The following is a 22,617-nucleotide window of genomic DNA, read 5'->3' as shown; positions in this document are numbered from 1 at the left end:
GGTTCCAATAATCATTGCATTATGCATTGATTTACTATCTTTAAATCCCATACATCTGACGGAGGTGGCTGGAAGTCCAAGAATGGCTACTCCAACTAGCATCCAAAAAGAAAGAATAAATGGCTTAGCAATAGAACCGCCAGAATCAGGTGTTAAAAGAGCTGGATTTATTTTTTCAATTGTCCTCATTATATTTTCCATTCCTCCACCTGCTTTCAAAAGAGTAAAGAATAGAATTCCAGAAGCGATCAGCATAACTCCACCTTGGATAGCATCTGTTAAAGCAACAGCTCTAAATCCACCGATAGTTGTATATGTGATTATAACAAAGGAAAAAATAATCAAGCCAACAATATATGGAAGCCCAGTTACACTTTCAAATAATCTAGCTCCACCTACAAAGTTTGCAACAACAGTTCCAATAAAGAAAATTAACATGATGACAGAACCTAAAATAACGACAATATCATTTTTGTATCTTGCTCTGAGTAAATCGGTAATAGTCAGTCCACCTATTCTTCGTGAGATTATAGCTAGACGTTTTCCTAAAATTCCCAAAGTTAAAAAGGCGGTAGGAGTTTGAATACATGCAAGTAAAACCCAGCCAAGTCCTAATTTATATGCAACACCAGGTCCACCTATAAATGAACTCGCACCTATATAAGTAGCAATAATTGTCATGGCGAGAACAAAACCACCCATGTTTCGACTACCAATAAAATATTCCTCCATAAAGTTGACACTACCACTATTTTTAATTTTATTAACTTTCCAAGCTACACCTAACATTAAAAAAAGGTATAAAATAATTGGTAAAAGTATAAGCATAATACCTCCTAATCTAAATCAATATCTTTAAAAAAACATTTGACTGCTATAAAAACTAATATGTTTATGATGACTAATCCTAAAACACATGAATAAAAAAACCAACTAGGTAAGCCAAAAATAAATTCATTAACATTTGATTTATAGATATATGCAAAATAATACCACCAGCAAAAATAAAAAAGATATAGTAAACAAGTAATAATTGCTTCTTTGTTAATTTGTTTAATATTGCTTTTCATAAAAAACCTCCTTTACGTAAAAAAAGAGAGCAGATTATGCTCTCTTTAGAGTTTTAGATATTATTGTCTTTCACTTTTTAACTTTTCAGCCATAGCTTTAGCAATATTCTCTAATTTTCTTTGATCTTCTGGAGTTGGTTCTCCTTTAGCTTCAACAGCTTCAGCAATAACATCTAAACCAGGAAGCGCATCGGCAAATGCTTGTATTCCTCTCACTCCACCACCACTCCATAGCATGTTTCCAAAAATTCCAAAATATCTATTTTTTAATCCGTAATTCTTCAATTTATGTAAAAGTCCTTGTAAAACAGGATAGACGTCGTTGTTGTGAGCTGCAGATCCAATAATAAGCCCTTTGTATTTCCAAATATCGCTAATAATATAAGAGTGATCAGTTTTTGAAGCATCATATATTTTAATATTTTTAATTCCATTCCAAGCAAGCTCTCTAGCAATAACATTTGCCATTTTTGCAGTTGTTCCATACAGTGTACCATAAACGATAACAACACCCTCTTCTTCAGGAGTAAAGCTCGCCCAGTTAGTAAAGTGGTTGATAACAACAGAGATATCTTTTCTCCATAATATTCCATGTGAAGGACAAATGTATTTTATTTCCAGTCCACCTAATTTATTGATTGCATTTAAAACTTGAGGTCCATATTTTCCAACTATGTTAGAATAATATCTTCTCATCTCATCTTCGTAGAAAGAGAAATTGATTTCATCATCAAAAATTCCACCATCTAAAGTTCCAAAACTTCCGAAAGCATCATTAGAGAATAAAATTTTATCAGTCATATCATATGTAACCATTGATTCAGGCCAGTGAACCATAGGCACCATAGCGAAAGTTAAAGTGTGATGTCCCAGATTTAATTGATCTCCCTCTTTTATACAGATAAATTTAGATTCATCAAAGTCTTGTATAAAAGCTTTAATCATTTTTAATGTAATTACGTTACCAATAATTTTTGCTTCAGGAAAGTGAGCCATAACTTCCCCTAGAGAGCCAGAATGGTCAGGCTCCATGTGATTAACTACAATATAATTAAGAGTCTTCCCTTTCAAAATTCCATTTATTTTTTCAATAAATAATCCAGCAGTTGAGAAGTCAACTGTATCGATGATACAAGTTTTTTCATCGTTTATTAAGTATGAGTTATAAGCAACACCTTGCGGTAATGGCAAATAATTTTCAAATCTTTCAGTTTTTCTATCGTTAGTTCCAATCCAGAAAACTTTTTCTGTAATAGGCGCATGATAATGCATATTTTCCTCCTTGATATTTTAGTCTATATAACTGCTTATATTCTAATCTAAAATTATTAAAAATTCAACTATAATTGTAAAAATAAACATTAATTAAATATAGGTTAACAAAAACTATACAAAAAAAATATAAAAAGGACAGTGGTTTAGTAAATATTGTAGAAAATAATAAAAAAAGTTTTACGAAAATTCGAAGTGGTGATATAATCAAATCAAAGCTAGATATATAAATTACAGATAGGGAGATTTTATATGAATCCAATATTTTTACAAATAGGTAGTTTTAAGTTGAGCTATTATGGATTATGTTATGCAATAGCATTTTTTGTAGGAGTAGAGCTTTTGAAAAAAGAGGCTGATAAAAAGGGTATTTCTAAAAATGTTATTGAAGATTATGCCTTTGTAGCTATGTTATCAGGTCTTTTAGGTGGGAGATTATATTATGTGCTGTTTAACTATACTTACTATTTTTCTCATCCCCAAGATATAATAGCGGTATGGAAAGGTGGGATGGCTATACATGGAGGAATAATAGGTGGGTTTATAGGAACTTTAATCTATGCTCATAGAAAAAAGTTAAATCCATTTCTTTTAGGTGATATGATTGCTCCAGTGTTACTTTTAGGGCAGGGGATAGGAAGGTTTGGAAACTTAGCTAATGGTGAAGTTCATGGAGTTCCAACATTTACGCCATTAAAAGTGATATTTAATTTGAAACCGAGCTTTTCTCAATGGTACAGTAGTTATAATTTGATGAGTTTATCTGAAAAAGCTCAGTATAGAGAGTTAGTCCCATGGGGATTGGTATTTCCAGCATCATCACCAGCAGGAGAGGAATTTCCCAATTTAGCTCTTCACCCAGCAATGCTCTATGAGGCGGGACTTAATTTTATAGGTTTTTTCTTTTTATATTTTTTTATGAGGAAAAGAAATTATGCCACAGGGACAATTTGGTGGGCATATGTGGTAATATATAGTATCAACCGTATAATTGTGAGCTTCTTTAGAGCGGAGGATTTAATGTTGTATGGGTTTAGAGCCCCGCATGTTGTAAGCTTTATAATGTTGTTCGCAGCAGCAATAATTATAATAATTATTAATAAAAAATCAGGGAGTGATAAATAATGAAAAAAATCTTAGGAATGCTATTAATGATTTCAATTTTATTCGGAGGATGTTCAAATTTAACAACAAATAACAAAAGATTGGTGGGGAAAGAGTATATTTTAATTCAAGAAAACTCCATTCCAAACGTATTGATAGGATTTGATGAACACAACTTTTATGGTTTCTCGGGATTAAATAATTATTTTGGAAGATATGAGAAAAAAGGAAACAAAATAAAATTAGAGAAATTAGGGACGACTTTAATGGCAGGTTCAGATAAAGTCATGAAAATGGAATCAGAGTATTTAGAAAAATTAGATGCAGTTCAAACATTCAATTTAAACAATGATATACTGATTTTTAATCTAAAGGATGGTTCTACTTTACAATATAAGGAAAATAAAAAGGTCGATAAAAAATTAAAATAGTGGAGTAGATTAAACAATTTTAAAAGTCGTATCTACAAGTCCACTATTGTTAAAGCTATTTATTAGATTGATAGGTATTAATCAATGAAAACTTTTTTGGAGTTACCTCTGATATCAACCTCAATAATTTTTTCAATTGTTCCACCTCTATGACCAATTAAGTAACTTGTCATATTGGCAGCTGAACATGAGTGGTTTGGGATAATTTCAATTTTATCACCAATTTTTAGGGTCGTAGGACCCTCTTTTTTTATTTTTGCAACTTCTTCGGATAGTCCAATAATAGTGAGTTCGGGATGATTTTTAACGATTCCAAAACCTTTTGTTAAAGAGTTTCCATGGGCACCTTGATCAAGTCCTAGACATTTGCTACCACAGTCAAGAATAAATAAATCTTCAGATGGATGAGAGATGACAGTAGCTAAAACAGTTAAAGCACAATCTTTTTCTTCAGCAACTCCCAAGGCTATCTGAATAGCATCAAAGAATACGTAATTTCCGGGCCTAGAGACTGTTATTTCATCAGATTTTATAGCATTTGTAAAGGTTGGTGTAGTTCCAGTTGCAACGAACTCAACGTTAGCACCATTCTTAGTCAGAAGATTTTTAGCTAGAGTCATTGTGGAAATCTCCTGCTTTGTAATTTCGTCAATGTAATCTTTTGAAAAGCCATAGACTTGTCCAGTATGTGTGGAAATTCCTTTAAAGATAAGGTTGGGATATCTCTTTAATGTATTGTATAAATTAACACTTTCTTCAGGTGAAACACCAAATCTATTCAATCCACTATTTATGATTATTTGATAGTTAACAGTAGCTTTATTTAGTTTTTTTGAAAGTTCAATTGCGGGAATTTCATTGTCAAAGGCAACAAATAGTTCACATTGCTGGCTAAGAGCAATTACTCTATCTAGATTTTTATCTCCGATAACTGGGTAGGCAAGCATAACTTTAGTTACACCACTTTTTTCTATAACAGCTTCGGCTTCATCAAGAGTTCCAACTAAAACACCAGTAGCTCCAGCTTCAATTTGCATTTTAGTGATTTCGCTACTTTTGTGAGTTTTTAGCATAGGAAATAATTTGACAAAGTTTTCGTCAGCTAAGATTTGATATCTTTTTATATTATTTTCTAGTGCATCTAGATTAACTAAAAAACTAGGTGTAGTAAGTGTTGATATATTTTTTGTACTCATTTTTTAAACCTCCAATTTAATTTCTATTAAAATATACAATAGTTTTCATTATAAGTCAAACTTTATTTTTATTTAAAAATAAAGTTTTAATTTATAAACAGAATATAAAAAATGACGATTAAATTAAATCGTCACTTTTTATTATATTTGCACCCTTTTCCTTCATCTCTCTTATAGCATTTTCTGAATCGTTAGGGAGTAGGTTGACCCCCTTGCAGCCATCTTCGATAACATTGACTTTAAAACCCAGTTCAAGAGCATCTAAAACAGTGTGTTTGACGCAGTAGTCTGTAGCTAAACCTAGAATAAAGACTTCAGAAATATGGTTATTTTTTAGAAGTGTTAGTAATTCAGTGTTTTTTAATTTTCCATTATCGAAAAAACCACTGTAGGAGTCTATTTCAGAATCAGTTCCTTTATAGATAATATTTTCAATTTTTTTAAGATCTGGGTGAAAATTGGAACCATAGGTATTTTCAATACAATGTTCCGGCCACCAAACTTGAGGAAGATTATTTAAAATACCAACTTCACCAATAGTTCCGCTAGAATTTTTGGCAAAACTTTTATGATTAGCAGGATGCCAATCCTTTGTAGCTACAACAAGACTGTGATTTTTGTTAAAAAAATCAATTACTTTATTGGCAACGGGTATAATTTTATGAGCATTTTCAACAGCTAGAGATCCGCCTTCACAAAAATCATTTTGAATATCGACAACAATTAAAGCTTTCAAAGTAAGCCTCCCTAAAAATTTGTTTCTCACAGTATAACAGTTAAAGAAAAAAATGTAAATTAAAAACAACTTGGAAAAATATTTTGTATTTGTTATTATATAAAGTATAAAATTTAAGGAGGGGAATATGAACGTAGTATTAGGAATTTCATTTTTTATTCTAGGTAGTTTAGCAGTTTATATTTTTCAAAGAAAAAAATATAAAAAAATGACAGAGGAAGATTTTGTTTGTGAAGTGGTACAGAAGGCTTTTTTAAAAGAGAAGTTTTCAGATCATAATGAACATAAACTAGTGAGAGAGTTACTAAAAAGTGATGCTTTTATAAAGGATTTATCATTGACAGCGAAATTTAAAGGAATGATTGTAGGGTATATTTTATTTACTAAGATTAAAGTTGGAAATGAGACGCTATTAGCTTTGGCACCGCTAGCAGTATTACCAAGATTTCAGAAAAAGGGTATAGGGAAGAGTTTGATAGAGAAAGGTCATAAAATAGCTAAGGAATTGGGTTATAAGGGGATTATAGTTTTGGGACATGCAGATTATTATAAAAAGTTTGGTTACGAGCCAGCATCAAAATGGGGTATAAAATGCCCAATAGAAGTACCAGACGAAAATTTTATGGCAATTGAGTTATATCCAGAGGCTTTAAGCAACGTAAGTGGAACAGTTGAATATCCTAAGGAGTTTGGAATAAACTAATTAACAAAAAACAAGCAAGACAAAAATTCTTGCTTGTTTTTATTTTACAAAACTGTGCAAATTTCGCTAAAATTAAGTCTTCTTTCTCTAGGATTCAGAGTTTTAGTTTCATCAAAATATCCGATTGAAAGAAGCATAACCACTGTTTTATCTTCATCAATATCAAAGAGTTCTTTCACTTTATCTTCATCGAATCCAATCATAGGATGAGTGTCAACTCCACGGTTTTTTGCACATAACATTATAGCCATTGCTAAGAGTGAAACATCTCTGACAGCCATGGCATTTCTTTTAACTTCAGTGGGATACAGGACAGTTTCACACATATTGATAAGCTGACCTACTTTTTCCTCTTTTAGACCTAGGTCAATTTTTATATTCCACATAGGATTATCTCGACCGTATCCAAAAGTATCCCCAACTAATATTAAAGTCATAGAAGCTTCCTTTATTTTAGGCTGATTACAAGCTGTAAAAAGCTTTTCTTTAGCTTCAGGAGAGTGGACAGCGATAATCTCCCAAGGTTGTAAATTAAATGCAGATGGAGCAAGAACAGCCTCATTCATAATATCTTCAAAAAGTTTTAAGTCAAGGTCTTTATTTGGATCAAAAAAATTAACACTTCTTCTTTTTGAAATAACATCTTTAAAATTCATATTAAAACACCTCCACAAAGATACTTAACTTTATATACTAATATCGAAGAGAAAATCTTTTATTATTTTAGAATAAATCTAGGTATTCTAGAGTTTATAAGAGTTGTATATTCATAGTGATTCATATTTAAAAAAGAGCTACAGCTATCAAAATTTTTATAGATTTCAACAATATCTCCTAGATTGACAGAATCATCTATAAGAACAAAGGAGGTATCCATACTGATATGAACTATGGGATACTCTTTATTATTTATGTGACATAAAATGTTTGTATTTTTTTTAGAAAAACCATCACCGTACCCAATTTTAATTTTTCCCACTTTTGAGTAGTTATTAACAAACATATTTTTAATACGTTCATACCCTATGAAGTCTAAATCTGAAAAATTTTTGATATCGTATATTGGTCCTAAAAGTGACCAAGATCGTTTGATATTAGAGTCTGTAATTCCGGGGTCTAGCATTCCTAGAAGGCATATTCCACATCTGACATGTGTGGAACCATCACCTAATCCTAAAAGTGTCGCAGCACTATTTTGAGAGTGAATGATATCAAAATAGTTATCTCCAATATATTTGATAGATTCGATAAACCTATTCTGAATTTCTATGGTTTCATTAAAATCAGAATTAAAAAAGTGTGTCATAGCTCCTTTAAAATGAAGATTATTTTTTATTACAATATTTTTTATAGTTTCAATCTCGTTTTGAATAAAGCCATTTCGAGCAAAACCAAAATCAAATTTTAAGTGAAGTTGAGAAAAATTTATTTTCTCTTTAATTAAGTTCTAAAAGTTCATCTATACTATTTATAACCATCTCTAAATTTTTATATTTTTTTAAAAGTGAAAAATCTTCAATTGTTTCAAAAATTAAGATATTAATACTAGGAATATTAAGTGAAAGAATTTCTAGTGCCTCAGATTCTCTAGCAACAGCAAAATAGTTACACCCACATCCAACTAAAATTTTGACAACTTCTTTTAGACCGTGACCGTAAGCATTTGCTTTAACAACTGCAATAATCTCTTTTTGTGTATGCTCTCTAATATAATTAAAATTATGAATTATATTTTCTTGAATGAGTTGTATTTTAAAACTATCTCTCCCCATAACAGCACCTCCCACATTAAGTTTATATTGCTATTATTATTACCATATAACTTTCCAAATATCAAAGAAATATTGTGAATTTTTATTGGGATAAAATAAAAAACTTCCTCCTAAATAGAAAGAGGAAGTTTTTTTAATGAGTTTTTCATCAGTGGGATACTGATAGTGAGACAAATGAGTTCGGCAATGGGAATAGCCAACCAGATACCTATATCTCCAATAAATAAAGGTAATATAAAAAGAGGAATTAATACAAATATAATTGATCTTCCACAAGAGATAAAGGCTAATTCAAAAGGTTTTTCAATGGACGTATGAAAGCTACTAGATATAATGTTAATGAATGATAATAGATACGCAAATGTGAAGAAAAATATAGCTTTATTGGTCAAATCAGCCAACTCTTTATTTCCATTGGAGAAAAGATATATTATTTTATCTCCGAATAGGTGCATACTGATAAAGGTCGTTATACCAATTATAGCTCCAGATTTTAAAGCAACTTTAAGTACATCATTAATTTTATCAATTCGATTGGCTCCTAAATTATATGAAATTATGGGTTGTAAAGCTTGGGAAAGTCCATATAAAGATATATTGACAATAGAATTGATATAAAACACAATAGTTAAAGCAGAGACTCCCAAGACTCCGATATTTTTCATTATAATAATATTGAAAATATATATAGTGATAGCGCTTGAGATAACCGTTAACATCTCGGAACTACCATTGTAAAAAATTTCTTTGATATCTTTTAATGTACCTATTATTCTTCCAAAACGTATATGGTGAAAAAGAGTTAAAGCTCCAAACATATTTGCAAAGCAAGATGCTATGGCTGCTCCTTCCATTCCCATCCCCAATTTTAATACAAAGATATAATCTAAAAAGACGTTGGCAATAAAGCAAACAGAACCACTTATAAAGACTTGATTAGGTTTGCCAGCTATTCTAACAAAAGTCTCAGTAAAAATAGGCATACTAAAAAATATAGAACCTGGTATAAGTATTGCCAAGTATTTATTGACAAGGTTATAAGTTTCTTTGTTGACACCTAAGAGTATTATAGTTGTTTCAAAATTTAATAGCAAAAAGATGGATATTGTTAAAAGTGTTGTTAGAAGTAAAACCAAAGTTAAACTTGTAAGTCCTTTAGCTCGAGTTTCATTTCCGTTTCCAGAAGCTATTCCAACTAAGACGCCTCCACCGATACAAATCATAAGAGCAATACTCAGCAATAAATTGATAAGTGGCATAGAAAGATTGACGGCAGCTAACCCCTGTGCTCCAACTCCCTTACTTAAAAATAGACCGTCCACCATGATTTGAAGGGAAACAATTAACATTCCTAGGATGCTAGGTAAAGCAAATTTAAAAAATAATTTTTTTACACAACCATTTTCTAAAGTGATATTTTGTGACATTTTTCTCTCCTCTATGAAATAAAAATAATATTCTACAAATAAATAGTTATATGTGTTATTATAAACTATATAGCTAACTATATTGTCAAGGAGAAAATATGAAAAATAGATATAAAATTTCAGAATTAGCAAAAATAGCTAATATTTCAAAGCAAACTCTCATTTTTTATCATAAAAAAGGGATATTAGTTCCAGAATACATTGATGGAGTTAATGGATATAGATACTATTCAAACTCTCAAATATGGGATTTATTTTTTATTATAACTTTAAAAGATGCAGGATTTTCGTTGGAGGAGATAAAAAATTATATTAAGGTGAAAAATCCATCTAAAAATATAGAGTTTTTAGAGGAGAAAATATATGATATAGATAAAAAAATTGATGAATTGAGAAAAAGTAAGAATAAAATAAGTGAAAAAATAGTGTGTTTAAAAGAGATGTTAAGTAGTTTAGAGGAAAAAGTCGAGGTAACTAATTTAAAAGAGATGAAAGTATATTTTATAAAAATAAAAAATTCTTTAGATCAAAAGGAGATAGCGGAGACATACGATAAATTACAAAGATTAGGTAATAAAAATGGTTTAGAGGAAATAATCTATATATCAGAAGTGAAAAAAGATAGTCTATATGAGGGATCTGAATTGCCATTGAACAGGATTGGAATTTTAATACCAGACAATTATTTTATTGATGGTGAAGAGATTTTAGAGAGTAAAGATTGTGTTATGTTAAGACATAAGGCAACATTTGATATGATAAAGTTGACTTATGAAAATCTGTATCGTTTTATAAAAGATAATAGTTTTGAAATTGTGGGAGACTCTATTGAAATTGGAAATGAGGTTGTAGTTCCTTTTGAAAATGGATTTGGTGGGATAATAGACATATATATTCCCATAAAAAAAATTGAAAAATAGTAAAAATTAAGCTATTCTATAAAATAGCGAGAATGTGAAGAGGAGAAAAAGGATGGATATAAAAAAAGCAAGAAGAAAAAAAGCTATGGGTTTAGAGGGAGTAGTGTGTATTCTAATACTTTCCACATTAATTTATTTGGCATCTAGTCGAATGGGTGGAATCAATATGATCAATACCATTATAAAAACAGCTCATGATTTACTATTGAATACAGTATTTTTTATAATGGGAGTATCAGTCATTGCAGGGGCATTTGCAGGAATTTTATCGGAATTTGGAGTTATAGCGATATTGAATAAATTGTTGTCTCCATTGATGAAGCCTCTATATAGATTGCCTGGTGCTGCTGCTTTAGGAATTTTAACCACATATATTTCGGATAATCCAGCTATTTTGAGTCTATCTGCAGATAAAGGATTTACTAAATATTTTAAGAAGTATCAATTACCAGCATTGACAAATTTAGGAACATCTTTTGGAATGGGTTTTATAGTTTCCACATTTATGATAGCTCAAAGTGGAAGTATGAATGAAAATTTGGTATTCCCAGTTATTTTAGGAAATTTAGGAGCTTTTATAGGAAGTATTGTCAGTGTAAATTTAATGATTAATTTTACAAAAAAAATATTCAATGAAAAAAAAGAACCTTTAGAAGAGGGCTCAATGGACACAGATTTTTTTGAGTATAGAGATATAAGAGATGGGAATGTATTGGAAAGATTGTTAGAAGCTTTGCTGGAAGGTGGAAAAAATGGAGTACAAATGGGTATAGAGATAATTCCTGGAGTTTTAATAATTTGTACAACAGTTTTACTGTTGACAAACGGACCGGGTGCTCAAGGTTATACGGGGGAAGCTTATCAAGGAATTGCATTGTTGCCATATATTGGAGAAAAGTTACAATTTATACTAAAACCACTTTTTGGTTTTACAAGTTCAAAGGCATTGGCGTTTCCAATAACATCTTTAGGGGCAGTAGGGGCAGCTTTGGGATTAGTTCCAACATTTATTAATGATGGAGCGATAACTTCTAGAGAAATTGCTGTTTTCACGGCTATGGGGATGACTTGGAGTGGATATTTGAGTACTCATGTGGCAATGATGGATAGTTTAGGATATAGAAAGTTGACGGGAAAAGCGATATTTAGCCATACAATTGGTGGAATAGTGGCTGGAATAGTTGCCAATATTCTTTATACGATTTTCATTTAGAGGATGAGAGTTATAATTTGATAAAAAAGCAAAAAGCTGATATAATAGTACATCTAGGAAATCCAATTTTTCCAGTAAGCTATGAGAAGATAGTGAAGGCAACTAAAAAATAGTGTCTTAAAGAGTTGTTAAACTCTTAGAGGAAATTGGTTATAGTTTAGAACCAAAGAGGTAAACTCTTAATTTTGGGAGGAAAGAGGATGCAAAAAAATAGAATTTGCGAATTATTAGGAATTAAATATCCAATTATTCAAGGAGCAATGGCATGGATATCAAACGGAAATTTAGCAGGGCATGTGTCTAAAGCTGGAGGACTAGGAATAATTGCTGGGGGAGGAATGCCACCAGAAATTTTAAGACAGGAGATTAAAAAAGCAAAGCTAATTACAGATAAACCTTTTGGAGTTAACTTAATGTTAATGATGGAAAGTGTTGCAGAGCAAATAGATGTCTGTATAGAAGAAGGTGTTAAAGTTGTAACAACTGGTGCAGGAAACCCAGGGATATATATGGATAAATTGAAAGCAGCTGGGATAAAAGTTATACCAGTGGTGGCATCAGTAGCTTTGGCAAAGAGAATGGAAAAGATAGGAGCGGATGCGGTAGTAGCAGAAGGGTTAGAAGCAGGAGGGCACATTGGTGAAATCACAACAATGTCTTTAGCGACTCAAGTAGCTAGAGAGGTATCAATTCCTGTAATAGTTGCCGGTGGAATTGCGAGTGGAGAGCAATTTTTAGCAGCTTTGGCTTTGGGAGGAGAAGCTATTCAAGCTGGAACTATATTTATAGTGGCACACGAGTGTGATGTCCATGAAAATTATAAAAATTTAGTGTTGAAAGCAAAAGATAGATCGACAGTTACAACAGGAAATTATACAGGACACCCTGTGAGGGTATTAAATAATAAATTTGCTAAAGCAATACTGGAACTAGAACTAAGGGGAGCTTCAAAAGATGAAATTGAAGAGTTAGGAAAAGGAAAACTTAGATTGGCAGTTGTGGATGGAGATGTGGAAAATGGAAGTGTAATGTCAGGACAAGTTGCTGGTTTGGTTAAAGAAGCTCTAAGTTGTCAGGAGATTGTAGATAAGTTAATGGAAGAGTTAAAAGAGGAAAAATCAAGATTGGATGAAAGATTTTCAAAAATAACTTTCTAGAAGTGAAAAGTGTGAGGGTGGAGAGATCTACCCTTTTTATCTAAAAATAAGGAGTGGGAATATATGTACAATAAAGTGATGGAAACTGTAGAATTTTTAAATTCTCAAGTGACAAATAGACCTAAAATAGCTATAGTTTTAGGATCAGGACTGGGTGGATTAGTAGAATATGTTGAGAATAAAGTTGTGATCTCTTATAAAGATATACCAAATTTCCCTGTTTCAACAGTTGCGGGACATGCGGGAGAGTTAGTTTTTGGTACAATAAATAATGTCGAAGTTTTAATAATGAAGGGTAGATTTCATTACTATGAAGGGTATAGTATGAAAGAGGTTACATACCCACAGTACGTGTTTAAAAAGTTTGGAATAGAAACAATGATAGTGAGTAATGCAGCCGGAGGAGCTAATAGAGATTTTAAACCGGGAACATTGATGATAATAAATGATCATATAAACTTTTTTGGAACGAATCCACTAGTTGGGTCAAATGATGAAAGATTTGGACCAAGATTCCCTGATATGTCTGAAACATATAGTAAAGAGCTGATTGAAAAAGCTAAGAGAGTGGCGAATAGACTTAATATTGAGTTTGAAGAGGGAGTATACCTAGGGTCGTCAGGTCCAGCATATGAAACAGCAGCAGAAGTAAAGATGATGATGACAATGGGAGCTTCAGCGGTAGGGATGTCTACAGTTCCAGAATCAATAGTGGCTAATTACTTAGGTATGAAAATTCTTGGGATATCATGTATAACTAATATGGCTACTGGAATAGCGACTAAACCGCACTCGCATGAAGAAGTTGTGGAGATAGCAAATAAAACAGGAGAAAGATTTTGTAAATGGATTGCTGAAACAGTAAAAGAGTTATAGTAAGAGCTCGTAGGAGGTGGAGTTGTGAAAGCAGCATTTTTTGATATCGATGGAACAATATATAGGAATTCATTGTTGACAGAGCATTTTAAAAAGCTTATAAAATATGAGTTGCTCGATATTAGAGAGTATGAATTAAAGGTGAAAGATGCTTTTAAAAAATGGGATGAAAGAGTGGGAGACTATGATAGATATTTAGAGGAGATAACAACTACTTATGTAGATGCGATAAAAGGATTGTCCCTTCAATACAATGATTTTATTTCAGATCAAGTATTAGAATTAAAAGGAAATAGAGTTTATAAGTTTACAAGAGATATGATAAAATGGCATAAAAAACAAGGTCATAAAGTGATTTTTATCTCTGGAAGCCCAGATTTTTTAGTTTCAAGAATGGCTAAAAAATGGGGAGCAGATGATTATTGCGGTTCAATATATCACTTTGAAGATGGAAAGCTTTCAGGAGAGATTTCTCCAATGTGGGATTCTAAGAATAAAATGATAGCAATAAATAATTTTTGCGAGAAATATAATATAGATTTATCAGAAAGTTATGCATATGGTGATACCAATGGCGATTATAGTATGCTAAACCTTGTTGGACATCCAAGGGCTATAAACCCCTCGAAAGAATTATTGTTAAAAATAAAAACTGAAGAAAATTTAAAAAATAAAACTGAAATTTTTGTGGAAAGAAAAGATGTTATATATAAAGTTTCAGCAGATGTAGAAATATTATAAAAAAACTTGACAAATTAAAAAAAAAGTTTTATTATTACTCCAATAATAAAAATAATTTTTTTAAAGGAGGAGGAAGTTATGTTTATAAATTTTAATAATAATTATAATTGTAATAATAGCAATAATAATTTATTGAGATTTATATTGTATAATTTCCATTGACTCGAAATAAAAAAGTTTAATTTAAATAGGTTTATTTAAAGTATCTTACAAATTAAGGTGCATTATATTTATTAAATTGAAACTCTTGGCTATTTCCATTGATGGAGAAGTTAAGAGTTTTTTTATTTTATGAAAGTTGGAGGTAATACTTATGTACAAGGCAAAATTAAACATCATGGAAACAGAGATTGCAATTAAAAAAGTGAAAGATTTTTTTGAAAGAGATTTAGCTAAAAAACTTGATTTAACAAGAGTTTCTGCACCTTTATTTGTCACACCAGAAAGTGGATTAAATGATGATTTAAGCGGAATAGAAAGAGCTGTAGCTTTTGATACTAAATGTAAACAGGAAGCTGTGATAGTTCATTCTTTAGCAAAGTGGAAAAGAATGGCTCTTCACAAGTATGGGTTTGATTCTGGGAAAGGTCTTTATACAGATATGAATGCAATTAGAAGAGATGAAGATTTAAGTCCGATTCACTCATACTACGTGGATCAATGGGACTGGGAAAAAGTTTTAGAAAAGAGTGAAAGAACAACACAGACTTTACAAGAGGTTGTAAAAAAGATATACAGTTCGTTAAAAGATACAGAGAATTATATTAGAGGAATCTTTCCTCAACTTTCAAAAAAGCTACCTGAGGACATAACATTTGTAACTTCTCAGGAGTTAGAAAAGATTTATCCAGAATTAACTCCAAAAGAAAGAGAACATGAATATGCGAAAAAACATGGAGCAATATTTATAAGTGAGATAGGAAAAGTTCTAGAATCAGGAGAAAAACATGATGGAAGAGCTCCAGATTATGACGATTGGGATTTGAATGGGGATATAATTGTTTACTATGAACCATTGAAAATAGGATTAGAGTTATCGTCAATGGGAATTCGTGTGTCGGAAGAGTCGTTGGCTAAACAATTAGAAATAGCAGGAGCAGAGGGAAGAAAAAAATTGGAGTTTCATAAAAAGCTTTTAGCTGGAGAGTTACCTTATACGATAGGTGGAGGAATTGGTCAATCGAGATTATGCCTGTTCTTTTTAGATAAATTACATATAGGAGAGGTTCAAGCATCTTTATGGCCACAAGAGGTGATAGATGAGTGTAAATCTAAAAATATTCCATTATTATAAAAAATAAAAATAAACTTGTTTTTCTAGACAAAAAGGGTATATAATTGATTATACTATATACTTTTTGGAGGTGAAAAGTGAGATATTTAATAGATAAACTATCTATAGAGAATAATTTATCACAAGAGGAGTTAGAAGTACTACTAACTAATTTGACGGAAGAAGATAGAGATTATTTAATAGAGAAAGCATATGAAACAAGAAAAGAACACTACGGAAATACTGTTTTTTTTAGAGGTTTGATAGAGGTTTCAAATATATGTAAGTGTGATTGTTTTTATTGTGGTATTAGAGCTTCTAATAAAAAAGCTAATAGATACAGGTTATCTAAAGAGGAGATTTTAGAATGTTGTCATACGGGATATTCACTTGGATATAGAACCTTTGTTTTCCAAGGAGGAGAGGATGCCTATTTTTCTGATGAAATTTTGGAGAGTATAATAAAAACTCTAAAAACTAGATATTCAGATATAGCTATTACTCTTTCACTAGGAGAGAGAGGAACTAAGTCTTTTAAAAGGTTATATGAAGCGGGAGCAGATAGATATCTGTTAAGGCATGAAACAGTGAATGAGGAGCTTTATGGAAAGCTTCATCCCAATATGTCTTTAAAAAATAGGAAAGAATGTTTGGAATCTCTTAAAGCTATAGGATATCAAGTAGGAAGCGGTTTTCTAATAGGATTACCTGGATTAAAATTAATAGATTATGCTAAAGATTTAGTATTTTTAAAAGAATTAAGACCTCATATGGTAGGAATTGGACCGTTTATTCCGCATGAAGATACTCCTTTAAAAGCTGAAAAAGGAGGAACTGCTTACGATACAATTACTTTGCTTGCAATAATACGATTGCTTTTACCAGATGTATTGTTACCGGCGACAACTGCTTTGGGGACAATAGATCCTAAAGGAAGAGAAAAAGGTTTCAAGGCAGGAGCAAATGTAATTATGCCAAATCTTTCTCCAATGGAGTGTAGGAAAAAGTATACTCTATACAACGGGAAAGTTTTTTTAGGCAAAGAATCGGCAGAAGAAAAACTAAAAATTGAAAATAGCATTTTAGAGGCTGGATTTCAACCAATACTAACAAGAGGAGATAATGTCAGATGGAAAAGAAAATAAATTTTATCAATCAGGAGTACATAGAAAAATTATTAGAAGAATCTAAATCAACAGATTTTAATGAAATAGATAGAATATTGAATAAGGCTGAAAATAAAGAGGGGTTGACACATAAAGAGGTAGCCTCTCTTCTACAGATAAAAGATGAAAACCAAAAGAGAAGGCTCTATGAAATAGCGGGAGAATTAAAAAAATCAATCTATGGAAATAGAATAGTTGTATTTGCACCTCTTTATGTGAGTGATTACTGTGTAAATAACTGCACATACTGTGGTTATAAAAGGGATAATAAATTTCCAAGAAAAAAATTGACAAGAGAACAAATTCAAAATGAAGTTAGATTATTAGAAAAGATGGGACATAAAAGACTTGCTTTGGAGTTGGGAGAGGACCCTGTAAATGTGCCAATTGATTATGTATTAGATGCGATAGATGCAGTCTATACAACTAAATTTGAAAATGGTTCTATAAGGAGAATAAATGTAAATATTGCAGCAACAACAGTTGAAAATTATAAAAAATTAAAAGAAGCTGAAATAGGGACATATATTTTATTCCAAGAAACATATCATAAACCAACATATGAAAAAGTGCATCCAAAATCTTTAAAAGGGGATTATGAATATCATTTAACTGCTTTTAATCGAGCTATGGAAGGTGGAATAGATGACGTTGGAGCAGGAGTGTTGTTTGGATTAGCGGATTACAAATATGAGATTATTGCACTGATGCTACATAATGAATATCTAGAGGCAAACTATGGAGTAGGTTTCCACACAATATCTGTTCCGAGAATAAAAAAAGCTGAGGGAATGAGTTTGGATGAGTACCCGCATCAAATAGATGATGATACATTTAGAAATATTGTGGCAATAATAAGACTAGCTGTTCCATTTACTGGAATGATTCTTTCAACAAGAGAAACAGCGGAGTTAAGAAGAGAGTTGATAAAATATGGAATCTCTCAGATAAGTGCGGGTTCTTCTGCTGATGTTGGAGGCTACACGGATAGGGAAGAGGGAAAAACTCGAACACAATTTGAATTGGCTGATCACAGGACACCGCTAGAGGTATTAAAGGAACTTTTAGATCAAGACTGTGTACCAAGCTATTGTACCGCGTGCTATAGAATGGGAAGGACAGGGGATAGATTTATGCAGTTAGCTAAAAGCGGAAATATACAAAATGTTTGCTCACCAAATGCACTGTTGACTTTAATGGAGTATGCTATGGATTACGGAGATTTAGAACTGACAGAGAAAGTAGAAAAGGTTATAGCAAGAGAGATAAAGAACATAAAAAGAGAAGATATTAAACTATTAACTTTAGAGAAGTTAGAAAAAATAAAAAATGGAGAGAGAGATTTGTATCTATAGGAGGAAATTATGAAAAATACCCCAAATTCAAATAGACTGCATATAGGGATTTTTGGAAAGACTAACTCTGGAAAATCCTCCCTTCTAAACGCTATTACAGAACAAAATATATCTATTGTTTCAGAAATTGAGGGAACAACAACTGATTCTGTAGTAAAAGCCATGGAATTTTTACCTTTTGGACCGGTATTATTTATAGATACTGCCGGTTTGGAAGATAACACTCCACTTGGAAAACTTAGAATAAAGAAAACTTTAGAAGAGTTAAAAAGAACTGATTTTGCAATTCTGGTTATGGATGCTACAAAAATTGATATGGCATTCTATAAAGATCAAGAGTTTCAATTCAGAAAATACAATATACCATTCCTATTTGTCATAAATAAAGAGGATCTTTTATCCGAAAAAGAAAAAGAGACAGTAAAAAAAATATTTCCATCATCTATATTTGTTTCGACTAAAAATAGAGATTCTATTTTGATGCTAAAGGAAAGTATTTTAAAAGAGATAAAAAAAGAGAAAGAGGAACCAAAACTTTTAGGAGATTTAGTACCATATAATGGTAAAGTTTTAATGGTTGTACCTGTAGATTCAGAAGCTCCCAAAGGAAGGCTAATTTTACCTCAAGTTCAACTCATAAGAGAGTGTCTTGATCATGGAATAAAAAGTTATGTGGTTAGAGATACTGAGTTAGAGAGTGCCTTAGAGGATATTAAAGATATTGACCTAGTTGTGACAGATTCACAAGCGTTTAAAAATGTCGATAGAATTTTAAAAGATAGAGCTAAATTGACAAGTTTTTCAATACTTTTTGCCAGACAAAAAGGTGATTTGAATGATTTAGTTAGAGGGGTAAAAAAACTAAAATCTTTAAATCATGGAGATAAAATTTTAATTGCTGAAACGTGTACACATAATACTTCACATGAAGATATTGGTCGGGTGAAAATTCCAAAATTGGTAAAGAACTTTACAGGAAAAGAGGTTGAGTTTACTTTTGTAGGAGGAAAAGATTTTCCTGAAGACCTATCAAAGTATGCTTTAGTTATTCATTGTGGAGCTTGTATGATAAATAAAAAACATATGCAAAGTAGAATAGATGAATCTATGTCATTGAATGTACCGATAACAAATTATGGGTTAGTTATAGCTGAGGTGACAGGAATTTTAGATAAATCTTTGGAGATTTTTAAATAAGAAATATGGACAAAAATAAAGCCATAAAACTAATTTTTAAAAAGAGTTAGTTTTGTGGTTTTTTTTTAGAAAGCTATTGACTTCAAAATATCTGTGAGGTAATATAAGTACCACTTAAGGAACTAAGAGAAAGGGGAGTGGTAGTATGATTTTTAATCCGGTAATATTATCAGTTACAACTATGATTGTGCTAAGTTTGATAAAGTTGAATGTAATTTTAGCGATATTGGTGGCAGCTTTGGTAGCAGGGGTAACTTCAGGAATTGGGATTGATGGAACTATGAAAACTTTAATAAGTGGAATGGGAGGGAACTCGGAAACAGCGCTTAGTTATATTCTTTTAGGTGCTTTAGCAGTAGCAATTAATAATACGGGAGTTGCTGCTCTTCTGTCGAAAAAGATATCTAAGGTAGTCAGTGGAAAAAAATGGATACTAGCTCTGATTATAGCTGTGGTAACTTGTTTTTCTCAAAATGTAATACCTGTTCATATCGCTTTTATTCCAATTTTAATTCCACCTTTATTAAAATTGATGGATAAGTTAAAAATGGATAGAAGATCTATGGCTTGTTCTTTAACATTTGGATTAAAAATGCCATATATTGTTCTCCCTGTTGGTTTTGGACTGATTTTCCATGGAATAATCAGAGATCAAATTGTAAGTAATGGTATGAATGTAGAGTTAAGCCAAGTTTGGAAAGTGACTTGGATTTTGGGAATAGCTATGTTAATTGGACTTTTAATAGCAGTGTTTGTAACTTATAGTAAACCTAGAGAATACAAAGATTTATCAGCAATAGGTGGAACACCTGAAGAGGCCCCAGAGAAAATGGAACCAAGACATTGGTACACTATAGTAGCTGCCATTATAGCTTTTGGAATACAACTTTATACTGGTTCTTTGCCTTTGGGAGCTATTGTTGCTTTAGGATTTATGTTGGCTACAAAAGTTATTAAATGGAATGAAATAGATAGTTTAATAGGTGGCGGAATCGGAATTATGGGATTAATAGCCTTCATTATGTTAGTTGCAGCAGGATATGGAAATGTTGTTAGAGAAACTGGGGCAGTAGCACCTTTAGTACAAGGGGTTAGTGGAATTGTAGGTGGAAGTAAATTAATGGGATCACTTGTAATGCTATTAGTTGGACTTTTTGTAACTATGGGAATAGGAACTTCCTTTGGTACAATCCCAATATTAGCAGCAATATATGTACCGTTATGCATGGAGTTAGGAATATCACCAATGGGGACAATTGTTTTAATAGCATGTGCAGGTGCACTAGGGGATGCTGGCTCTCCTGCATCAGATTCAACATTGGGACCGACAGCTGGATTAGATGCTGATGGACAGCATGATCATATATGGGATACTTGTGTTCCAACATTTATACATTATAATATACCTCTTATAATAGCAGGGGTTATCGGTGGAGTATTATTCTAAAAAGGAGGCAGGATTGATTTGGAACTACTAATAGGAAACAAAAAACTAACTTTAGAGGACTTAATTAATGTTACAAGAAATGGATATGAGGTGAAAATTTCAGAAGAAGCTAAAGAAAAAGTTTCTATAGCTAGAAAATTAGTTGATGACTATGTGGAGGAAGGAAAGATATCTTATGGAATAACAACTGGATTTGGAAAATTTTCAGACAGTATAATTTCTAAAGAGGAAACTGCAACTTTACAACGAAATTTAATAATAAGTCATGCGTGTGGCGTGGGAAATCCATTACCAGTTGATCAAGTTAGAGGAATAATGCTTTTAAGAGTAAATAATTTGGTTCAAGGACACTCTGGAATACGTCAAAAAGTTTTAGATTTATTAGTGGAGATGATAAATAAGGGTGTGACACCATATATACCAGAAAAAGGATCATTGGGAGCCTCTGGAGATTTAGCTCCATTATCTCATATGGTTCTAGTTATGTTAGGACTGGGGAAAGCATATTATAAGGGTGAACTTTATGAGGGAGAGGAGGCATTAAAAAAAGCAAGGATTAAGCCCATAAAAACTTTATCTTCTAAAGAGGGATTGGCTCTTATCAATGGAACACAAGTTATGACGTCTATAGGAGCACATACTGTGTATGATGCAATAAACTTAATGAAGCACTTAGATATTGCGGCGAGCTTATCTATGGAGGCACTAAATGGAATTATCTGTGCTTTTGACCCAAGAATACAAGAAGTTAGGGGGCATCTAGGACAAATTAATACAGCCAAAAATATAAATAAGATTCTAAAAAATAGTACATCCATTACAAAGCAAGGGGAGTTGAGAGTTCAAGACCCTTATTCACTTAGATGTACTTCTCAAGTTCATGGAGCAAGTAAGGATACTTTAAATTATGTAAAAGAGAAAGTTGAAATTGAAATGAATGCTGTTACAGACAATCCTATAATTTTCCCAATGGCAAATGAAGTTTTATCAGGTGGAAATTTTCATGGACAACCGATGGCACTACCTTTTGATTTTTTAGGAATAGCCTTGGCAGAGATGGCGAATATATCTGAAAGAAGATTAGAGAGATTGGTCAATCCATCTTTAAATAATGGGCTACCAGCATTTTTAGTTGAAAATGGAGGACTCAACTCTGGGTTTATGATTGTTCAGTATAGTGCAGCTTCTTTGGTTTCAGAAAATAAGGTTTTAGCACATCCTGCTTCCGTTGATTCAATACCATCTTCGGCTAATCAAGAAGATCATGTATCTATGGGAACTATAGCGGCAAGAAAAGCCAATGAAATTTTAGGAAATGTAAGAAAAGTAGTTGCTATGGAGATTTTAACTGCGTGTCAAGGAATAGATTTAAGAGATATAAAAAGATTAGGTAAGGGAACAAATGAAGCCCATACATTAGTTAGAGAAATAGTTGATTTTTACGATAAAGATAGAGTAATGTATATTGATATAGAAAAAGTGGAAGAGTTGATAAAAACGAATAGAGTAGTGGAAAAAGTAGAAGAAAATGTAGGTAAATTGAAGATATAGTTGGGGGTAG

At 31.8% G+C, this 22,617-nt stretch carries 23 protein-coding genes; 14 read left to right on the top strand and 9 right to left on the bottom strand.

Annotation, left to right across the window (positions count from 1 at the left end; translation table 11 throughout):
• The 3 genes from panF to ACWI69_RS05175 form a co-directional block, all read right to left on the bottom strand.
• Positions 1-828 (bottom strand): sodium/pantothenate symporter (gene panF, locus ACWI69_RS05185; protein WP_448820788.1); only part of this gene is annotated, 828 nt, incomplete at its 3' end.
• An 8-nt stretch (positions 829-836) separates the two neighbouring features.
• The gene (locus ACWI69_RS05180) at positions 837-1,070 is read right to left on the bottom strand and encodes a YhdT family protein (protein ID WP_448820787.1); all 234 of its coding nucleotides are present in this window, start codon (positions 1,068-1,070) and stop codon (positions 837-839) included.
• 60 nt (positions 1,071-1,130) lie between these two features.
• Positions 1,131-2,342 carry an FprA family A-type flavoprotein gene (locus ACWI69_RS05175; protein WP_448820786.1) on the bottom strand — a complete coding sequence of 404 codons (1,212 nt, stop codon included), beginning with the start codon at positions 2,340-2,342 and terminating at the stop codon, positions 1,131-1,133.
• A 252-nt stretch (positions 2,343-2,594) separates the two neighbouring features.
• On the opposite strand from ACWI69_RS05175, the gene lgt reads away from it, so the two are divergent.
• Positions 2,595-3,467 (top strand): prolipoprotein diacylglyceryl transferase, encoded by an 873-nt coding sequence (gene lgt, locus ACWI69_RS05170; RefSeq protein WP_448820785.1) that lies wholly within the window; start codon positions 2,595-2,597, stop codon positions 3,465-3,467.
• On the top strand, positions 3,467-3,877 hold the full coding sequence (locus tag ACWI69_RS05165; protein ID WP_448820784.1) for an META domain-containing protein: 411 nt from the start codon (positions 3,467-3,469) through the stop codon (positions 3,875-3,877). The genes lgt and ACWI69_RS05165 overlap by 1 nt, the downstream gene beginning before the upstream one ends.
• 77 nt (positions 3,878-3,954) lie before the next feature.
• Here the strand turns inward: ACWI69_RS05165 and ACWI69_RS05160 are convergent, their stop codons facing one another.
• On the bottom strand, positions 3,955-5,073 hold the full coding sequence (locus tag ACWI69_RS05160; RefSeq protein WP_448820783.1) for an alanine racemase: 1,119 nt from the start codon (positions 5,071-5,073) through the stop codon (positions 3,955-3,957).
• A gap of 118 nt (positions 5,074-5,191) precedes the next feature.
• The gene (gene pncA / locus ACWI69_RS05155; protein ID WP_448820782.1) at positions 5,192-5,809 is read right to left on the bottom strand and encodes a bifunctional nicotinamidase/pyrazinamidase; all 618 of its coding nucleotides are present in this window, start codon (positions 5,807-5,809) and stop codon (positions 5,192-5,194) included.
• A 127-nt stretch (positions 5,810-5,936) separates the two neighbouring features.
• Between pncA and ACWI69_RS05150 the strand changes: the two genes are divergently transcribed.
• On the top strand, positions 5,937-6,512 hold the full coding sequence (locus ACWI69_RS05150) for a GNAT family N-acetyltransferase (protein ID WP_448820781.1): 576 nt from the start codon (positions 5,937-5,939) through the stop codon (positions 6,510-6,512).
• A gap of 44 nt (positions 6,513-6,556) precedes the next feature.
• Here ACWI69_RS05150 and ACWI69_RS05145 read toward each other — a convergent pair whose 3' ends face one another.
• The 4 genes from ACWI69_RS05145 to ACWI69_RS05130 form a co-directional block, all read right to left on the bottom strand.
• Positions 6,557-7,168 (bottom strand): nitroreductase family protein, encoded by a 612-nt coding sequence (locus tag ACWI69_RS05145; RefSeq protein WP_448820780.1) that lies wholly within the window; start codon positions 7,166-7,168, stop codon positions 6,557-6,559.
• Between the two features lie 62 nt (positions 7,169-7,230).
• Positions 7,231-7,941, bottom strand: a complete 711-nt coding sequence (locus tag ACWI69_RS05140) for an alanine racemase (protein ID WP_448820789.1) — start codon at positions 7,939-7,941, stop codon at positions 7,231-7,233.
• A 7-nt stretch (positions 7,942-7,948) separates the two neighbouring features.
• On the bottom strand, positions 7,949-8,284 hold the full coding sequence (locus tag ACWI69_RS05135) for an alanine racemase (RefSeq protein WP_448820779.1): 336 nt from the start codon (positions 8,282-8,284) through the stop codon (positions 7,949-7,951).
• Positions 8,285-8,394: 110 nt separating this feature from the next.
• Positions 8,395-9,711: an MATE family efflux transporter gene (locus tag ACWI69_RS05130; RefSeq protein WP_448820778.1), complete on the bottom strand. Its 1,317-nt coding sequence runs from the start codon at positions 9,709-9,711 to the stop codon at positions 8,395-8,397.
• A 98-nt stretch (positions 9,712-9,809) separates the two neighbouring features.
• On the opposite strand from ACWI69_RS05130, the gene ACWI69_RS05125 reads away from it, so the two are divergent.
• The 11 genes from ACWI69_RS05125 (at position 9,810) to hutH (ending at position 22,607) form a co-directional block, all read left to right on the top strand.
• Positions 9,810-10,631, top strand: a complete 822-nt coding sequence (locus ACWI69_RS05125) for a MerR family transcriptional regulator (protein WP_448820777.1) — start codon at positions 9,810-9,812, stop codon at positions 10,629-10,631.
• A gap of 52 nt (positions 10,632-10,683) precedes the next feature.
• Positions 10,684-11,844 (top strand): CD0519/CD1768 family membrane protein, encoded by a 1,161-nt coding sequence (locus tag ACWI69_RS05120; protein ID WP_448820776.1) that lies wholly within the window; start codon positions 10,684-10,686, stop codon positions 11,842-11,844.
• 200 nt (positions 11,845-12,044) lie between these two features.
• Complete coding sequence (locus ACWI69_RS05115; protein WP_448820775.1) at positions 12,045-13,001, top strand: nitronate monooxygenase; 957 nt, start codon at positions 12,045-12,047, stop codon at positions 12,999-13,001.
• A 63-nt stretch (positions 13,002-13,064) separates the two neighbouring features.
• Entirely contained in the window at positions 13,065-13,877 is an 813-nt protein-coding gene (locus tag ACWI69_RS05110; RefSeq protein WP_448820774.1) for a purine-nucleoside phosphorylase, read from the top strand.
• Positions 13,878-13,901: 24 nt separating this feature from the next.
• Positions 13,902-14,618, top strand: coding sequence for an HAD family hydrolase (locus ACWI69_RS05105; RefSeq protein ID WP_448820773.1), 717 nt, complete (start codon positions 13,902-13,904; stop codon positions 14,616-14,618).
• Positions 14,619-14,931: 313 nt separating this feature from the next.
• Complete coding sequence (gene asnA, locus ACWI69_RS05100) at positions 14,932-15,912, top strand: aspartate--ammonia ligase (RefSeq protein ID WP_448820772.1); 981 nt, start codon at positions 14,932-14,934, stop codon at positions 15,910-15,912.
• Between the two features lie 77 nt (positions 15,913-15,989).
• Positions 15,990-17,036 carry a [FeFe] hydrogenase H-cluster radical SAM maturase HydE gene (gene hydE, locus ACWI69_RS05095; protein WP_448820771.1) on the top strand — a complete coding sequence of 349 codons (1,047 nt, stop codon included), beginning with the start codon at positions 15,990-15,992 and terminating at the stop codon, positions 17,034-17,036.
• On the top strand, positions 17,021-18,412 hold the full coding sequence (gene hydG / locus ACWI69_RS05090; protein WP_448820770.1) for a [FeFe] hydrogenase H-cluster radical SAM maturase HydG: 1,392 nt from the start codon (positions 17,021-17,023) through the stop codon (positions 18,410-18,412). The genes hydE and hydG overlap by 16 nt, the downstream gene beginning before the upstream one ends.
• A gap of 9 nt (positions 18,413-18,421) precedes the next feature.
• Positions 18,422-19,609, top strand: a complete 1,188-nt coding sequence (gene hydF, locus ACWI69_RS05085) for a [FeFe] hydrogenase H-cluster maturation GTPase HydF (RefSeq protein ID WP_448820769.1) — start codon at positions 18,422-18,424, stop codon at positions 19,607-19,609.
• Positions 19,610-19,754: 145 nt separating this feature from the next.
• On the top strand, positions 19,755-21,056 hold the full coding sequence (locus ACWI69_RS05080) for a Na+/H+ antiporter family protein (protein WP_448820768.1): 1,302 nt from the start codon (positions 19,755-19,757) through the stop codon (positions 21,054-21,056).
• A gap of 18 nt (positions 21,057-21,074) precedes the next feature.
• Positions 21,075-22,607 carry a histidine ammonia-lyase gene (gene hutH, locus ACWI69_RS05075; RefSeq protein WP_448820767.1) on the top strand — a complete coding sequence of 511 codons (1,533 nt, stop codon included), beginning with the start codon at positions 21,075-21,077 and terminating at the stop codon, positions 22,605-22,607.
• Positions 22,608-22,617: the final 10 nt, after the last annotated feature.

The sequence above is a fragment of the Cetobacterium sp. genome, from assembly GCF_977044495.1.
The sequence above is the reverse complement of the archived record's forward strand: the minus strand, read 5'-3'. Positions and strand labels throughout refer to the sequence as shown.